11 protein-coding genes are annotated in these 15,675 nt (G+C 67.6%); 4 read left to right on the top strand and 7 right to left on the bottom strand.

What is annotated here, in order from left to right; genetic code table 11:
• Nucleotides 1-128 precede the first annotated feature (128 nt).
• Both ABIC44_RS13225 and ABIC44_RS13220 read left to right on the top strand, forming a co-directional pair.
• Entirely contained in the window at nt 129-2,702 is a 2,574-nt protein-coding gene (locus ABIC44_RS13225) for a TonB-dependent receptor domain-containing protein (RefSeq protein ID WP_354295944.1), read from the top strand.
• Nucleotides 2,703-2,779: 77 nt separating this feature from the next.
• The gene (locus ABIC44_RS13220; RefSeq protein WP_354295942.1) at nt 2,780-3,628 is read left to right on the top strand and encodes a hypothetical protein; all 849 of its coding nucleotides are present in this window, start codon (nt 2,780-2,782) and stop codon (nt 3,626-3,628) included.
• 659 nt (nt 3,629-4,287) lie between these two features.
• On the opposite strand, the gene ABIC44_RS13215 is transcribed toward ABIC44_RS13220, so the two are convergent.
• The 3 genes from ABIC44_RS13215 to ABIC44_RS13205 all read right to left on the bottom strand — a co-directional run bounded on the left by ABIC44_RS13215 (nt 4,288) and on the right by ABIC44_RS13205 (nt 9,434).
• Nucleotides 4,288-5,454: a nucleotide sugar dehydrogenase gene (locus tag ABIC44_RS13215; RefSeq protein WP_354295940.1), complete on the bottom strand. Its 1,167-nt coding sequence runs from the start codon at nt 5,452-5,454 to the stop codon at nt 4,288-4,290.
• 159 nt (nt 5,455-5,613) lie between these two features.
• Nucleotides 5,614-6,630 carry a phytase gene (locus tag ABIC44_RS13210; RefSeq protein ID WP_354295939.1) on the bottom strand — a complete coding sequence of 339 codons (1,017 nt, stop codon included), beginning with the start codon at nt 6,628-6,630 and terminating at the stop codon, nt 5,614-5,616.
• Nucleotides 6,627-9,434, bottom strand: coding sequence for a TonB-dependent receptor (locus tag ABIC44_RS13205; protein ID WP_354295937.1), 2,808 nt, complete (start codon nt 9,432-9,434; stop codon nt 6,627-6,629). Before ABIC44_RS13205 ends, ABIC44_RS13210 begins: the two co-directional genes overlap by 4 nt.
• Before the next feature lie 231 nt (nt 9,435-9,665).
• Between ABIC44_RS13205 and rfbB the strand changes: the two genes are divergently transcribed.
• Together rfbB and rfbA are read left to right on the top strand one after the other, a co-directional pair.
• Nucleotides 9,666-10,748: a dTDP-glucose 4,6-dehydratase gene (gene rfbB, locus ABIC44_RS13200; RefSeq protein WP_354295935.1), complete on the top strand. Its 1,083-nt coding sequence runs from the start codon at nt 9,666-9,668 to the stop codon at nt 10,746-10,748.
• A 13-nt stretch (nt 10,749-10,761) separates the two neighbouring features.
• Complete coding sequence (rfbA, locus tag ABIC44_RS13195; RefSeq protein ID WP_354295933.1) at nt 10,762-11,691, top strand: glucose-1-phosphate thymidylyltransferase RfbA; 930 nt, start codon at nt 10,762-10,764, stop codon at nt 11,689-11,691.
• Between the two features lie 4 nt (nt 11,692-11,695).
• Here the strand turns inward: rfbA and ABIC44_RS13190 are convergent, their stop codons facing one another.
• The 4 genes from ABIC44_RS13190 to ABIC44_RS13175 all read right to left on the bottom strand — a co-directional run bounded on the left by ABIC44_RS13190 (nt 11,696) and on the right by ABIC44_RS13175 (nt 15,632).
• Nucleotides 11,696-12,535, bottom strand: a complete 840-nt coding sequence (locus ABIC44_RS13190; protein ID WP_354295932.1) for a tyrosine-protein phosphatase — start codon at nt 12,533-12,535, stop codon at nt 11,696-11,698.
• The gene (locus tag ABIC44_RS13185) at nt 12,535-14,892 is read right to left on the bottom strand and encodes a TonB-dependent receptor (RefSeq protein WP_354295931.1); all 2,358 of its coding nucleotides are present in this window, start codon (nt 14,890-14,892) and stop codon (nt 12,535-12,537) included. The genes ABIC44_RS13190 and ABIC44_RS13185 overlap by 1 nt, the downstream gene beginning before the upstream one ends.
• Before the next feature lie 193 nt (nt 14,893-15,085).
• Entirely contained in the window at nt 15,086-15,379 is a 294-nt protein-coding gene (locus ABIC44_RS13180; protein ID WP_307104963.1) for a type II toxin-antitoxin system RelE/ParE family toxin, read from the bottom strand.
• A 1-nt stretch (nt 15,380) separates the two neighbouring features.
• Nucleotides 15,381-15,632: a ribbon-helix-helix domain-containing protein gene (locus tag ABIC44_RS13175; protein ID WP_354295930.1), complete on the bottom strand. Its 252-nt coding sequence runs from the start codon at nt 15,630-15,632 to the stop codon at nt 15,381-15,383.
• Nucleotides 15,633-15,675: the final 43 nt, after the last annotated feature.

Below are 15,675 nucleotides of genomic sequence, written 5' to 3'. Positions count from 1 at the left end.
GGGGAATTCCTGACCGGGCGAGAGGCTCCGCCGGATAAGTCAACCCTCCCGAAGAAATTCGCCTTAATTGTGACATCATCGCCACAGTATGAAGGGCCCATCACGTCGGCGATGGGAGTGGCTGGACGATGTTCTACAAGGGGAGCGCGCGGCCCGGGTGTCGCGCGGGATGGTCGACGATCGCGCTGGCCTGGGGCATGGCGACACCGCTTCAGGCGCAGACCGCGCCGCCCCCCGCCACCACCGACATCCCCCCACCCGAAGTCACCGTCACCGGCAAGCGCATCCCCGGCTCGGTCGTCGGCGCGGTCGAGCCGGTCGCGGTCCTCGATGCGCAGGCGCTCGACGCGCTGGGGGTGAGCAGCCTGAGCGACCTGTTGAAGAAGGTGAAGGCGCTGGCCAGCTCGTCGGGCGGGGGCGATCCGGTCATGCTGCTCAACGGGCGGCGCGTGTCGGGCTTTTCCGAATTCCAGTCGCTGCCCTATGAGGCGATCGAGAAGGTCGAGGTGCTGCCCGAGCAGGAGGCGGCGCGCTTCGGCTATCCGCCCAATGTCCGGGTGATGAACTTCATCACCAAGAAGAAATTCCGCGCGGTCACCGTCCATGTGCTGCCCGGCATCACCCCCGAGGGCGGGGGCGGCACCCAATACACCGAAGTCACCTCGGCCCGGATCGACGGGCCGCGCCGCCTGACCTTCAACGTGTCGCATCTGCGCCAGGACCCGGTGCTCCAGAGCCAGCGCGCCATCGTCCCCGATCCCGAGACGCTCTATGCGACGACCGGCAATGTGACGGGCGTCAACGGCGCCAGCCTGGACCCCCGGCTCGATACGCTGGCGGGGCGGGCGGTGACGATGGCGGGGGTGCCGCTCGATCCCGCCGCGCGGGCGTCGCTGGCCGCCTATGCGAACAGCCCGGCCGGGGTCACCGACCTGGGGCCCTATCGCACGCTCCAGCCGCTGAGCGACACCATCCATAGCGAGGCCAGCCTGGCCGCGCCGCTCGGCAAGACCATGTCGGGCTCGCTGATCCTGTCGATGGAGGCGGTCCAGACCAGGGGGCTCAACGGGCTGGCCCCCGCGCTGCTGCGCGTGCCGGGCGGCGCGGGGAATCTTCCCTTTGCCAACGACACGCTCCTCTATCGCTATCTGCCCGGCAGCGTGCTGCACCAGCGGACGACCAGCATGGCGCTGCATGGCGGGGGCACGCTGACCGGCGATGTCCGCCGCTGGAGCTGGGCGATCACCGGCAATTACGACCGGATGGTGTCGCGCGGCACCTCGGAGACGGGGGTGCCGCTGGGCGCGCTCCAGGCGTCGATCGATGCCGGGGGCGATCCGATGGCGGCGATCGATCCCGCCCTCGCCACCGAGCGCACCCTCAACCGCAGCCGCGCGGTGTCGGACACGCTGGGGGTCAAGGCGACCGCCAACGGCCCGGTCGCCCGCCTGCCCGCAGGCGAGGCGATGCTGACCGTCACCACCGACTATGCGCGGGTCGACAGCGATGCGCGCACCGATCTGGCGCTGCCCGCCGACGGCATCGGGCGCACCACGCGCGGGGCCAGCGTCAATGCCAGCGTGCCGCTCGCCTCGGCGCGCGAAGGCTCGCTGGGCTTTCTGGGCGAATTGCAGCTCAGCGGCATGGCGGGCGTGTCGCAGGTGTCGGGCTTCGGGCGGCTCGGCACCTCCAATCTGGGGCTGAACTGGACGCCATTCCGCCCCGTGCAGCTCAACGCCTCGGTCAATGTCGCGCAGGCCGCGCCCGCCGTGACCCAGCTGGTCGCGCCGGTCGTGGCGACGCCCAACACGCCCTTTTTCGATTTCGTCACCGGGCGCAGCACGCTGGTCACCACGATCATGGGCGGCAATCCGAACCTGGCCCCCGAAAAGCGGCGGGTGACGACGCTGGGCCTGGCGGTGCAGCCGATCAAGGACAAGGAGATCCGGCTCAGCCTGGACTATCTCGACACGCGGATCGACAACCAGGCCGCCTCGCTGGGCGGGGCGACCCCGGCGTTCCAGCGCGTCTTTCCCGACCTGTTCGCGCGCGACGCGCTGGGCGCGCTGACCCGCGTCGACCTGCGCCCGGTCAATCTGGCGTTCGAGCGCGAGCGCAAGCTGCGGCTGACCTTCGACGTGCAGACCCAGCTGGGCAAGAGCCCCCCGCCCCCCGCTGCGCCCCCCGCCCCGGATGCCGCCAAGACCGCGCCCCCGCCGCGCCCGCGCAAGCAGCCCGGTTTCCTGATGCTGTCGGCGACGACCAGCTACCGGCTGGAGGACCGGCTGACCCTGCGCGACGGCGGGCCGGTGCTCGACCTGCTCGACGGGGCGACGCTGAACGGCACGGGCGGGCGGCCGCGCTGGGATGTCGAGCTGAACGCCCATGTCTCGAAGGGGGTCGCCAATCTGGGCGTGTTCGGCCGCATCCAGGGCCCGACCCGCATCCGCAGCGACATCGCCGCCTCGGACCTGCATTTCTCGGGGCGGACCTGGCTGGTCCTCTACAGCTTCATCAAGGTCGAGAGGATCGTCGACAAGCCCTGGGCCAAGGGGCTGAACGTCAGCATGGCGGTCGAGAATCTGCTCAACGACCGGATCAACGTCACCGACCGCGACGGCCAGACCCCCAACCGCTTCCAGCCCGCCTATCTCGACCCGATCGGCCGCTCGATCCGGATCGGGGTGCGGAAATTGTTCTGAGGGGGGCGAGGTGGGAAAGGTTTGGGATATAAGCGAGAATCGGATAGGTCCTCGCGATGCTTCTACGTCTCGTCTTCATGGGGCTGACCTTCGCGATCGCGACGGCGGCCATCGCGCAGCCCCCTGCCCCGGACAGTCGATTGCTGCGCGCGTCGGGCCGCTTCGTCGATACGACGGTCGGCTTTTGGGAAATGCACAGTCAGCCGGAATTTGCCAAGACACCGACGCTTGCCGAGCTGACGCGCGCGGCGCCCCGCGAGGCGGCCGTCGACTTCAGCCTGTCGTTCAACTGCGCCGTCAGGACGAACGGCAGCCTGTCCGATTGCCGGCCGATCTACGGGTCCCCCGACTCCATCGACAAGGCCGCGTTGGTGCGTGCGCTTGCACCGCTATACCGGCTGAGCCGGGCGAGCGCCGCGTTGGCCCATGACCAGGCCTATCGCCTGACGATCGATGTCGCGCTCGACGCCGTCGACAGCTATGGCATGCCGAAGGAGTGCCACCCGCCCTTCTGCATGATCGAGGGCGCCACGCCTCCCCCGCCACCACCGCCCATCCACGACCCGGTGCTGGCCGCTGCCCTGGCACGCACGCGGGCCTGTTTCGACCCGGCATGGGAGCGATGGGGAACGCTGAGATTCGCGGCGGAAAAGGCATTGCGGGATCGGTCGGGGCGACCGGCGACCGACGAAGATCGACGGCTGGCGCTCGATTATGTCCATAGCAGGCATGCGATCGTCGCCTGTATCGCGGACCTTCGTGCGACGGCCCGGCTCTTGCCCCTCGATGCCACCGACAGCAAGTCCGTCCAAGGCGCCATCGACGGGATGACCAGCAGCTATGAGGGCCAGACCCGCTATGAACTGGCGATTCTGATCGGCTTGCTGGACCCTGCGGCTGCCAAAGTCGAGGCGTCCATTCAGTGAGTCCTGACGCCCCCCCGCTTTGATCGGAACACCCCGCCTGGCGATGTCGCCGCAGTCGCACGAGAGGTGGCGACGGAGCGCGCCTGAGGCGTGCCCGCGTCTCCAACCCGACATTCCTGAACGCCAGAGAACAACCGCGTTCAGCCTCGCGAAGGACGGCCCGTGATACGTCCGTGCCATGCCCGGTGATGGGCATGGAGGGACCAGTCATGAAGGTGACGCGTATCATTGTCGCCGGCCTCGCGATCGCAACGCTGGGGCTCAGTGCAAATGCCAGTGCGCAGGAATGGGGACCGCCCCCGCCTCCGCCACCTCCGGGCTGGGGTCCCCCACCGCCCCCACCCCCGCCCCCTCCGCCGCCTCCGCCCCCGCATTGGGGTGGCTATGACGGGGGCTATGGCTGGCGCGATGCGGGCTATGGATACCGGCCCTATCGGCCGTATCGCCCCTATCATCGCTGCTGGACCGAATATCGCGGCTGGGAGCGGGTGCGGATTTGCCGGTGATGGAAAACCGGGCGTGAGGCAAGCCGAGCCCCTCCCCTTCAGGGGAGGGGTTGGGGTGGGGCCTCTCTACCGGGCGATGCGCTTGTGGAACCGCCCCACCCCCTGCCCCTCCCCTGAAGGGGAGGGGTGTATCGGTCGGGAAACGCCGATCGATCAGTCCGAGCCGAAGATATCCCGCGTGAACAGCTTGTCCGCGACGTCGGCCAGTTCGGGGTCGTTGCGATTGGCGATGATGACGTCGCAATCGGCCTTGAACGCGGCCAGGTCGCGGACCACCCGCGAGCCGAAGAACGCGTCTTCGTGCAGGGACGGTTCATAGACCACGACCTCGATCCCCTTGGCCTTGATCCGCTTCATGATCCCCTGGATCGAGGATTGGCGGAAATTGTCCGACCCCGCCTTCATCGTCAGGCGGAAGATGCCGACGCGGCCGGGCTTCCTGGCGATGATCTGGTCGGCCAGGAAATCCTTGCGGGTGCGGTTGGCGTCGACGATCGCGCGGATCAGGTTCTGCGGCACGCTGGTGTAATTGGCCAGCAGCTGCTTGGTGTCCTTGGGCAGGCAATAGCCGCCATAGCCGAAGCTGGGATTGTTGTAGTGCGTGCCGATGCGCGGGTCGAGGCCGACGCCCTCGATGATCTGGCGCGTGTCCATGTCGCCCGCGATCGCATAGCTGTCGAGTTCGTTGAAGAAGGCGACGCGCATCGCGAGATAGGTGTTGGCGAACAGCTTGATCGCCTCGGCCTCGCGGGTGCCGGTGAAGAGCACGGGAATGTCGGTCTTTTCGGCGCCTTGGACCAGCAGGTCGGCGAAGATGCGCGCGCGCTCCGACTGTTCGCCGACGATGATCCGCGACGGGTGGAGATTGTCGTGCAGCGCGCGCCCCTCGCGCAGGAATTCGGGGCTGAAGATGACCTGTGTCGTATCCAGCCGCGCGCGGACATCGTCGACGAAGCCGACCGGGATGGTCGACTTGACCACCACCGTCGCTTGCGGCGCATGGGTCTTGGCCAGGGTGATGACCGCCTCCACCGAGTGGGTGTTGAAGCTGTTGGTGTCGATGTCGTAATTGGTCGGCGTGGCGACGATGACGTAATCGGCGCCCGCCAGCGCCTCGGCCGCATCGGTCGTGGCGGACAGGTCCAGGTCGCGGCCGGTCAGGAAGTCCTGCAACTCGGCATCGATGATCGGCGAGGTCCGCGCATTCACCATCGCGACCCGCTCGGCCGAGATGTCGACCGCGACGACCCGGTTGTGCTGGGCCAGCAGCACGGCATTGGACAGTCCGACATAGCCCAGGCCGAAAACGGCAATCTTCATTTCAACATCCCCAGACGGGGCGGGCCATCGGTCCGTCCGTCAGCTTGCGTTGCACCTTGTCCCGCGTGCCATGCATGAGCGGTCCCGCAATCGCAAATGCCGTGGCGAAGGAATGGGCCCCCCTTTCCTCCCTGCAAGGGGAGGAATGCTGCGCCCTCCCTACAACCCCAGCGCCTTCCGCACCTTGTCCCAGCCGACATATTTGAAATTCTGGGTATCGGGCGCATTGTCGCCGTCCTGCGCGACGAACAGGCCCTTGGGGTAAGTGGGGCCGAAATCGCCCAGCGCCAGCTCGATCCCGTCGGTGTCGCTGGTCCCGTCGATCGCCCCTCCGCCGATGCGGAAGCGCCCCGCATAGATCACGCCGGGCAGGCGATAGAGCGTATAGGCATTGTCGCCCTGGCTGGAGACGACCAGATAGCCGCCCTTGATCCCCTTGGGCGCCAGCGCCAGCCCCTCGGCATCGGCGACGAGGGTGCGGCCGTCGACCCGCGCGATCGGGGTGGCGGTGCCGGGCGCGGCGGGGTCGGCCGCGAAGCGCCACAGCCCGACATCCTCCTCCGCCACATAGAGCAGCCCGGTCCGGTCATCGACCACGCAGCCCTCGGCCTGGCTGCCCAGTGTCATGCTGCGCACGGTCTCGACGCGCGGGGTCGCGCCGGACAGGTCGATGCGGACCTGATCGATCCGCCCGTCCTTCAGCACGACAAAGCCGAACAGCGCCTTGTCGCTGGCGCGGGTCCACAGGCACATGCCGTACGCCTCGCCCGCCCCCACCGGATAGCGGCCCATCGGCACCAGCCGACGCGCCACGGTGTCGAGGGTGAACAGCGCGACATGCGCCTGCGCCTTGTCCGCGCGGTCGCTGGCCGCGACGATCACCCGCCCCCCCGTCTCGCGCAGATCGACATTGTTCAGCCGCGCGGCCGGGGTGAAGGACAGCCGCCTGCCCGCCAGGTCATAGACATGGATGCCCGCCTGCTTGTCCGTGCCGATCACCAGGCTCGCGGCCGGATTGGCGGCGTTGCGCCAGATGGCGGGATCGTCGGCCGCATCGGAGGTGCTGTCGACCGGATCGGTCTCGGCGCTGGCCGCCACGGTCGGCGCGGTGATCGGCGTCGCGGCGGGCACGCTGGCGCACCCGGCGAGCAGCAGCGCCGTCAGCGCCGCCCTCACAGCTTCACCCGCACGCCACCGAACACGGTGTAGCCGAACTTCTCATATTCATAGGTCCGGTAACGCTGCCCGAAATAGCGGACGCCCGGCGTGTTGGTCAGGTTCTTGCCCTCGGCGAACAGGTTGATGCCGCGCGCCAGCTGCACGCTGCCCGTCACGTCGAGCTGGCCGCGCCCTTCCCAATACAGATCCAGCGCGGGATTGTCGGCGTTGATCTCGTCCAGATAGTCGCTGCGCTTGGTATAGGCGACGCGCAGATTCACCGGCCCGCGCTCGTAGAAGACGCTGGCATTCCACATATGCGTCGACTGGCCCGGCAGCGCGAAGCGGCTGCGCCCGGCATAGCTCCCGTCGAAGCGCGCGCTGCCCTTGGTATAGGTGTAATTGGCGAACACGCCCAGCCCGCCCAGCATGCCGGGCAGGAAGCTCAGCTGCTGCTGCCAGTTCAGCTCGACGCCGTACAGCTCGCCACGCCGCGCATTGACCGGACGGCTGAGGATCGCGCCGCCCACGCCGTTGTAAACGCCCGTGCTGGTCAGCGTGTAGCGATAGTCGGACAGGTCCTTGTAGAAGCCGTTGACCGAGATCACCCCCAGCGGCCGGATGTAATATTCCAGGCCCGCATCGACATTGTTCGACAAGGTCGGCTTCAGGTCGGGATTGCCGAACTCGACCCGCACCGTATTGCCCTCGGTCGTCTCCAGCACGCGCGGCGCGATCTGCGGGAAATTGGGGCGGTTGATCGCGCGGCTGAGGGCGGTGCGCAGGATCAGGTTGGGGGTGAAGGCCTGGCGCAGCGTCAAATTGGGGAAGATATCGGCATAGCCATTATGCCCCCGCGCGGTCGTCACCGCCCCGGTGCGGGAGACGCTGGGCGCGCTGCTCTCGAAATCGGTGGTCTCGACGCGAAGCCCGGCGATCAGGGTCGTGCCGTCCTTGACGTATTTGGCCATGCCGAACAGGCCGAGGATCTTCTCCTCGGCGGTATAGTCGGCGGTCAGCGATTGCGGCAGGCGACGCTCGGACGCCGCCTTGGTCGCATCGAAATAGGCGTCGGCCAGCCCGGTGTCGAAGCGCTGGCCCAGGTCATAGCCGAAATTGCGCGACTCCTGGTCGGACAACAGCCCCGCCAGGCTCTGGCTCGGCGCGGCGGACGAACGGCGATCGCGGAACCGCTCCTCATCGGCATTGATATGCCGCGCGCGATATTTGCCCCCGGTCGAGAAGGTCACGAGATCGCCGACCGGCAAGTCGGAGCGGACGGCGACGGTGAACTCGTCATTCTTCGTCGTGTTCGACCGATAGGCATTTTCGCGGAAGCTATAGGTGCCGAGCTGGAGATGCTCCTTCGAGCTGAACAGCGAATAGCCGGGCAGGTCGGAATCACTGAAATCATAGGACAAGGTCGGCCGCAACGACGATCGGAACAGCAGTTCGTCGCGACGCGGATAGGTCTGCGAACTCTCGCTATACGCCACATCCGCGCGAATCGTGCCTTCGCCCAGCCGCTGCTCGATCCCGGCGGTCGCCGACCAGATCTCGTTCACCTGTTTGCGGTGGCGGACCTGCTTTTCGATGCGGGTGTTGCGGTAGGTCGCGGCGCGGTCGGTCGATCCCGACTGGATCGTCCCCTCGCTCCACAATATGCCGATACGGTCGCGATATTCGTCATCCTCGAACCGGGCATAGGTGCCGCGCACCCAGGCATGCGTCGCGTCGGTCGGGCGCCACTCGAACGCGCCGGTGCCCGCGATCCGCTGGCGCTTGGTGTCGTAATCCTTGAACAGCGTCTCGGTGACGCGCAAGCCGGCGGGCGTCTGGCTCCATGTGTTCTCGACATTGTCGGGCCGGCGATGGGTCATCGAATAGCTGCCCGAGAGCAGCAGGCCGAACTGGCGATCCGGGCCGAAGGTGTCGCTGACCGCGGCCGATCCGCGATAGTCGCTACCCTTGCCGTACTGGTTGTAGCTGGCCCCCGCCATGCCGGTCAGCGCAAAGCCCTTGCGGTCGAAGGGCGAGCGGGTGGTGATGTTGACCGCGCCCGCGATCGAATCCGCATCCTGATAGGGGAGCAGCGACTTCGTCACTTCGAGGTTCGCGACGATGTCCGAGGGCAGCGTGTCGAGGTCGACGGCGCGCGTCGTCGGGTCGACCGAGGGGATCTGGATCCCGTCGACCGAGACGGCGGACCATTCGCTCGGCGCGCCGCGCACGTTGATATAGCGGCCCTCGCCCTGGTCGCGCTCGATCCCGACGCCGGGCGCACGCTGGAGCGCCTCGGCGATGTTGGGGTCGGGGAAGCGGCCGATCGCGTCCGACGAGATGATGGTGACGGTGTTGTCGGCGGTCCGCTGCTGGTTGAGCGCGCGCGCGGTATTGTCGAGCAGCGAGGCGCCGGTGACGACGACCTCATGGTCCGGGCCAGCGGCGGGCGGCATGGTCAGCACCACCGGGCGGCCGCGATCGGCCGCGGGCACGACATGGGTCACCGACGCGCGGCCGAGATAGTCGATGCGCAGCGTGACGTCGCCCGCCTCGTCGGGGGTGACGATGCTGAACGCGCCCTGGAGATTGGTGGTCGCCTGCGCCTCGGTCCCCTCGACGGTGACGCGCGCACCGGGCAGCGCGACGCCGGTCGCGTCATAGAGGCGGCCCGACAGGATCGGCCCCGACACGGGCACCCCCGCCGGTGCCCCCGCCGGCATTTCCCCCGAAGCCTTGGCCAGGACGGGCGCGGCGGCAAAGCCCAATGCGATGAGCGAGGCCCCCGCGAAACCGCGGATGCCGAAACGGATGGCGTGCATGATGCTTCCCCTGGGCGCTTGGTCGTGCCGACACCCCCCGGCGCCGGTCGTTCCCGCCCCCGTGGCGGGGGTTTGTTACGAAGCGATGTGAAAGGGATGACGATTGGGTGACGCGGGCGTCACGCAATCGTTTTTCGAGGCGAAGGGCGGCCCGGCACAGGATGATCCGAAAAGGGATAAGGCGGCCATTCGGCATCTGGACCGCCGCCCTCGACGCGATAGCATGGCCCGATGCGTATTCTCGTCACGGGTGGGGCCGGTTTCATCGGGTCGGCGCTGGTCCGCCATCTGATCCGGAATAGCGGCGATGAGCTGCTCGTCCTCGACGCGCTCACCTATGCGGGGACGCTGACGGCGCTGGCCCCCGTGGCGGCGGATCCGCGCTATCGCTTCGTCCGGGCGGATGTGCGCGACGGGGCGGCGGTCGCCGGGGCGATCCGGGATTTTCGCCCCGACATCATCACCCATCTGGCGGCCGAGAGTCATGTCGACCGCTCGATCGACGGCCCCGCCGCCTTTATCGACACGAACGTCACCGGCACCTTCACCCTGCTGGAAGCGGCCTGCGCCTATTGGCGGGGCTTGCCGCTGCCCGCACGGGCGATATTCCGCTTCCACCATATCTCGACCGACGAGGTGTTCGGTTCGCTGGGGGAGACGGGCCGGTTCACCGAGGCCACCGCCTATGACCCGCGCTCGCCCTATTCGGCCAGCAAGGCGGCATCGGACCATCTCGTCAGCGCCTGGGGCCACACCTATGGCCTGCCGGTGATCGTGACCAACTGCTCGAACAATTACGGTCCCTATCACTTCCCCGAAAAGATGATCCCGCTGATGATCGTCAAGGCGCTCGCCGGAGAGACGCTGCCCGTCTATGGGCGCGGCGAGAATGTGCGCGACTGGCTGTTCGTCGAGGATCATGTCCGCGCGCTCCAGGCCGTGTTCGAGCGCGGCACGCCGGGGCGGCGCTACAATATCGGGGGCGATGCCGAACGGCGGAACATCGACGTGGTGCGCACGCTCTGCGCGCTCCTCGACCGCCTGCATCCGCGAGCCGACGGGGCGTCCTATGCCGCGCAGATCGGCTTCGTCGCCGACCGCCCCGGCCATGACCGGCGCTATGCGATCGATGCGACGCGCATCCGCACCGAGCTGGGCTGGACGCCGCAGGAGAGCTTCGAGAGCGGGCTGGAAAAGACGGTGCGCTGGTATCTCGCCAACGAACCCTGGTGGCGCCCGATCCTGTCCGAACGCGCGACCGACCAGCGACGCGGGCTGGCCGGATCACTGAGCCCGATCTTCAATGCCTTGTGATAGGATGCGCGCCATGAAAGGCATCATCCTGGCGGGCGGCACCGGTAGTCGGCTTCATCCGGCGACGCTGGTCGTCAACAAGCAGCTGCTGCCGGTCTATGACAAGCCGATGATCTATTATCCGCTGTCGGCGCTGATGCTCGCCGGTATCCGCGAGATCCTGATCCTCTCCGGCCCCGACAGCCTGCCGCATTACCGCACCCTGTTCGGCGACGGCAGCGCGCTGGGCCTGCGCATCGCCTATGCCGAGCAGCCGCGGCCCGAGGGGCTGCCCCAGGCGTTCACGATCGCGCGCGACTGGCTGGCCGGAGAGGCCGCCATGCTGGTGCTGGGGGACAATATCTTCTTCGGCAACGGGCTGGGGCCCATGCTGCGCCGCGCGGTCGCCGATGTGCGGGCCAGGGGCGGGGCGACGGTCTTTTCCTACCGGGTCGAGGATCCGGAGCGTTACGGCGTCATTGCCTTCGACGAAGCGGGGCGCGCCATATCGATCGAGGAAAAGCCCGAGCGGCCACGGTCGCGCTTCGCCATGACCGGCCTCTACCTCTTCGACGCGGCGGTGTGCGACCATGCCGCCACCCTGACCCCCTCGGCGCGCGGCGAACTGGAGATCACCGATCTGGCGCGCCGCTATATGGAGGCGGGGACGCTGCGTGTCGAAGCGATGGGGCGCGGCTTCGCCTGGCTCGACACCGGCACGCATGACAGCCTGCTCGAAGCGGCGGAGTTCGTCCGCACGATCCAGCGTCGCCAGGGCATCCAGATCGCCTGCCTCGAGGAGATCGCCTATCTTCAGGGCTTCATCCCGCGCGAGCAGGCCGAGGCACGGGGGCAGGCGCTGGCCCGGACCGCCTATGGCCGCGCGATCCTGAGCGCGATCGAGGACGCGCCTGCGCCGCTGCCGTTCGGCGAGCGGCGCCAGGGGGACAGGCGGCAGGGCTGAACCCTCACCCCCTGATCAGATACAGCGCGCGCAGCTTGGCGATCTTGGCCGCGTCCAGCCCCAGCTCGTCCTTGAGATACCCCATCGTCCCGCCCGGATGGCGGTCGGTCACCGCGAACACCGCGTCGATATAGCGGCGGTCGACCCCGGCAAAGGTGCGCGCCGCCTCGGGGGAGAGTTTCGCCCAGAAGCCGGTCGGGTGGGCGGGCGGCGGGGCCATGTGCTGGTTGGAGAGGAGGTAATCCTCGACGATCCTCGCCCTCGGCACGCCCAGCGCGGTCAGGAGCAGCGCGGCCGCCACCCCCGTCCGGTCCTTGCCCGCCGTGCAGTGAAAGGCCAGCGGCACGTCACCCGCCAGCAGCTCGGCGAACATGCGGGCATACTGGCCGCGAAACTGGTCGAGCAGCTTCGGATAGGTCGCGGTCATCGCCGCGACCACCTGCTCATGCGTCCAGGTCGACGGATCGCCGGGCAGCGCCAGGCCGCTCATGTCGAGCGCGTAATCGTCGCTCAACACCTTCGGCTTGCGGCCCGCGGGCCAGAGCGTCGGCTCGCCCGCCCGCTCGCGCGCGTCGCGAAAGTCGCAGACGGTGCGGATGCCCAGCCTTTGCAGATAGGCATAGTCCGCCGGGGTCAGGTCGTGCATCTGCCCCGAGCGATAGAGCAGCCCCCATTTCACCATCCGCCCGTCGGCGGTGCGATAGCCGCCCAGATCGCGGAAATTGCGGCCGCCCTGAAGCGGCAGCACGCGCCGATGCACCGCCCCCGCCACCGGGGCGGGCGCCGAAGCCCCCACCCCCGCCGGGACCGCCAACAGCATCGCCAGGGCGACCGCGCGGCGCATCAGAACTTCACCGTCGCTTCGAGGCCATAAGTGCGCGCCTCGTTGAAGAAGCCCGACACGCCGGTCGCGGTGTTCAGCGTCTTGTAGAACAGATGCTGCTCGTTCAGCAGGTTGCGCGCCCAGGCCGACACGCTCAGCCGCGCGCCGGTGTCGTTCAGCGCGATGTCGGTCACGCCGATCCGGCCGTTGACGATGAAGCCCGGATCGCCCTTGGGCTGGTTCACCCCCGGTGCGGGGTCGTTGTAATTGGCATAGAAGCCGCTGTCGTAATTGGCGTCGAGATGCGCGACCAGGCTGTAATCGCCCATCGGCCGCTCATAATCGATCGCGCCGCTGGCGGCATGCGCGGGAGTATAGACCGGATAGATCTTGATCGGCGTGGCGACGACCGTGCCGTTCACCCCCTGCGGGAAGGGGTTCACCGTCGCCGGGATGGTCAGGTCGTTATAGGAATAGCTGGCGGTCAGCGTCAGGCCCGCCATCGGCGCCACGGTCAGCTCCGCCTCGATCCCCTTGGCGCGGCCGGTGCCGGGCGCATTGGTCGTCTCGATCGTGGTGCGGGTGGTCTCCAGCAGCTTGCCGTTCGCGTCGAACTGCAAATAGTTGGCCTGGAAATCGATCTGGATCGACTTGTACGCGCCGGTATAGGCGGCCAGGTTCAACCGGACGCGGCGGTCGAGGAACTCGCTCTTGGCGCCGATCTCGAACATCGACAGCGTTTCCGGGTTGAACGGCGCATAGGTCAGCGAGCGTGAATTGGCGCCGCCCGACTTATACCCCTCCGACCATTTGCCATAGACATGCACCGCCTGGGTCACGTCATAGGCCAGCGTCACCAGCGGATCGACCCGCGACCAGGCCGCGTCCAGCGCGCGCGGCGCGACCACGCCGTTGACGCTGGGGGTCTTGCCGTTGACGATGAACAGCTCGCCCCGCTTCATGTCGCGGGTATAGCGCGCGCCCGCCGTCAGGTGCAGCCGGTCGTCGGCGATTCCCGGAGTCCAGGTCGCCTGGCCGAACGCGCCGATGCTGCGCGTCGTGATCCGGCTGGCGCGGTCATAGGGGACGGTGGCGATATTATAGGTGGCGACCGTGGCGGCGGTGCCGTCGGCGTTCCACACCATCGAGTTGAACGCCTGGGCATTGTCCTCGGTATGCTCGCGGTACGCCATCGCGCCCAGCACATATTTCAGGCGCGGCGTGTCGCCGATCAGCTGGATTTCCTGGCTGAACTGGTTCTGCGCGAACCCGGCCAGGCTGTAGCGGCTGAACGCGCCGTTCGGCTTGTAGGTCGAGCTGTTCTGCCCGCCATTGTCATACTGGCTCTGGTTCAGCTCGCGATAGGCGGTGATCGACTTGAGCTGGAGCCCTGGCGCGATGTCCAGGCCCAGGGTCAGGCGGTGGCCATGGGTCCGGCCGATGCTCTCCTGCTGCGGCACGCCGATGCTGGCGGTGCGGACGCGGTTCGGCTGGAGCGGCAGCGCGGGCGCGCGGGCCAGCGTTCCGGCCGTGATCGACTGGAGATAGAGCGGGGTCGAGGCGTCATAGGAGGTGTCGAAGGCATAGTCGGCGCTGACGCCGCTTTCGGGCTTCCACAGCACCTCGACATGCGCGCCGTGCCGGTCGAAGCCGTTGAAATCCGACTGGCCGGGCAGCGGGTTGGCGACCAGGCCGCCGCGCTTGGTGACGACGCCGTCCAGCTTGACGCTGAAATTATGCCATTCGGGCAGGTTGAGATGCGCCTCGGCCTTGTGGCTGCCGAAATTGCCGATGCCCGCGGTCGCGGTCAGGCCGAATTCGCCGGTGGGCTTCTTGGTCACGATGCTGACCGCGCCGCCCTCGGTATTGCGGCCGAACAGCGTGCCCTGCGGACCTTTGAGCACCTCGATGCTCTCGATATCATAGAGCGCGGTGCCCAGCCCCTGCGCGCGGCCCAGATACACGCCGTCGATATAGACGCCCACGCCCTGATCGCGCGCGGGCTGGTTGCTGTCGGCCAGCACGCCGATGCCGCGGATGTTCATGATGAGCGCCGAGTTGCGCGAATAGAAGGGCGCGACGCGAAGCGACGGGATCGCGCCGTCCTGAAGGTCGACCAGCGACTGGACATGGCGGTTCTGGAGATCCTCGGCGGACAGGACCGAGATGGCGATCGGGGTCTTCTGCAGGCTCTGGGGGCGCTTCTCGGCGGTCACGATGACCTCGTTGAGCGAACCGTCGGCATTGGTCTTCTGGTCGTCGGGCGCGGCGGTCTTGGCGGGTTCGGGCTCGGCCGCAAAGGCGGGCGTGGCAAGCAGAAGAGCCAGCGCGCTGGACGCAAAGAGCCGCCCCGCGAAACACAGGTTGAACGAGGTCATGATATGGATTCCCCCCAAAGGATTATGCGGCCGTCCCTTGGTACCGGATCATTGCGGGATGATGACGTTTTGCGGGGATGCTGCGGTTTTTATGATGACGATTGTGTCATCATGGGGGCGGGTCAATCCTACGCCGAGCCCGGCAACCCGAGAATATCGCTGCGATCCGTGCCGTCCATCGGCAACGTCGCCTTCAGAACAGGCGGTCGAGGTCGCGCACGCCTTCGACAACCGCAACGATCTCGACCTGATCGGCGTCGGCGTCATGCTCGTAGAGGATCAGATAGCGCCCATGAACGAGCGTGCGGGCGCCTGGTCGGATGTCGTCGCGGGACGTGCCGATGCCGGGGAAATCCCGCAACCGTTCGATCTTGGCGTCCAGCGCCAGCAGCAGCCTGTCGGCAGCATGGTCGTCATCCCGCGCGATATAGGTCCAGATCCGTTTGAAATCCTCGCGGGCGCGACGCGATAGGACGATCGCGGTCATCTCAGCCCGCAGCGTCGGCTTCGCCTCGGGCTTCTTCGATAATCGCCTTCATGTCGAGTGGACCGGCAATACCACTGGTCTTGCCCTTGTCCCATGCGTCGCGCAGCAGCCGCAATTCCTCCGCACGAAAGGCCCGGCGCTCGTTCCACAGGCGCATCGCATCGCGCACCACTTCGCTCGCCGACGCATATTCCCCCGCCGCGATGGCGGCATGGATCGTCTCCGCCATCGGCTCGGGGACCACGACGGTCATTCTGGCATATTCACCCATCGTAGAACTCGCATCCATCGATGCC

It is taken from the genome of Sphingomonas sp. 1185, assembly GCF_040544655.1.
In the GTDB taxonomy this organism is placed as follows: domain Bacteria; phylum Pseudomonadota; class Alphaproteobacteria; order Sphingomonadales; family Sphingomonadaceae; genus Sphingomonas.
Note: the sequence above shows the minus strand (reverse complement) of the source record. Positions and strands in the feature narration are given on the sequence as shown.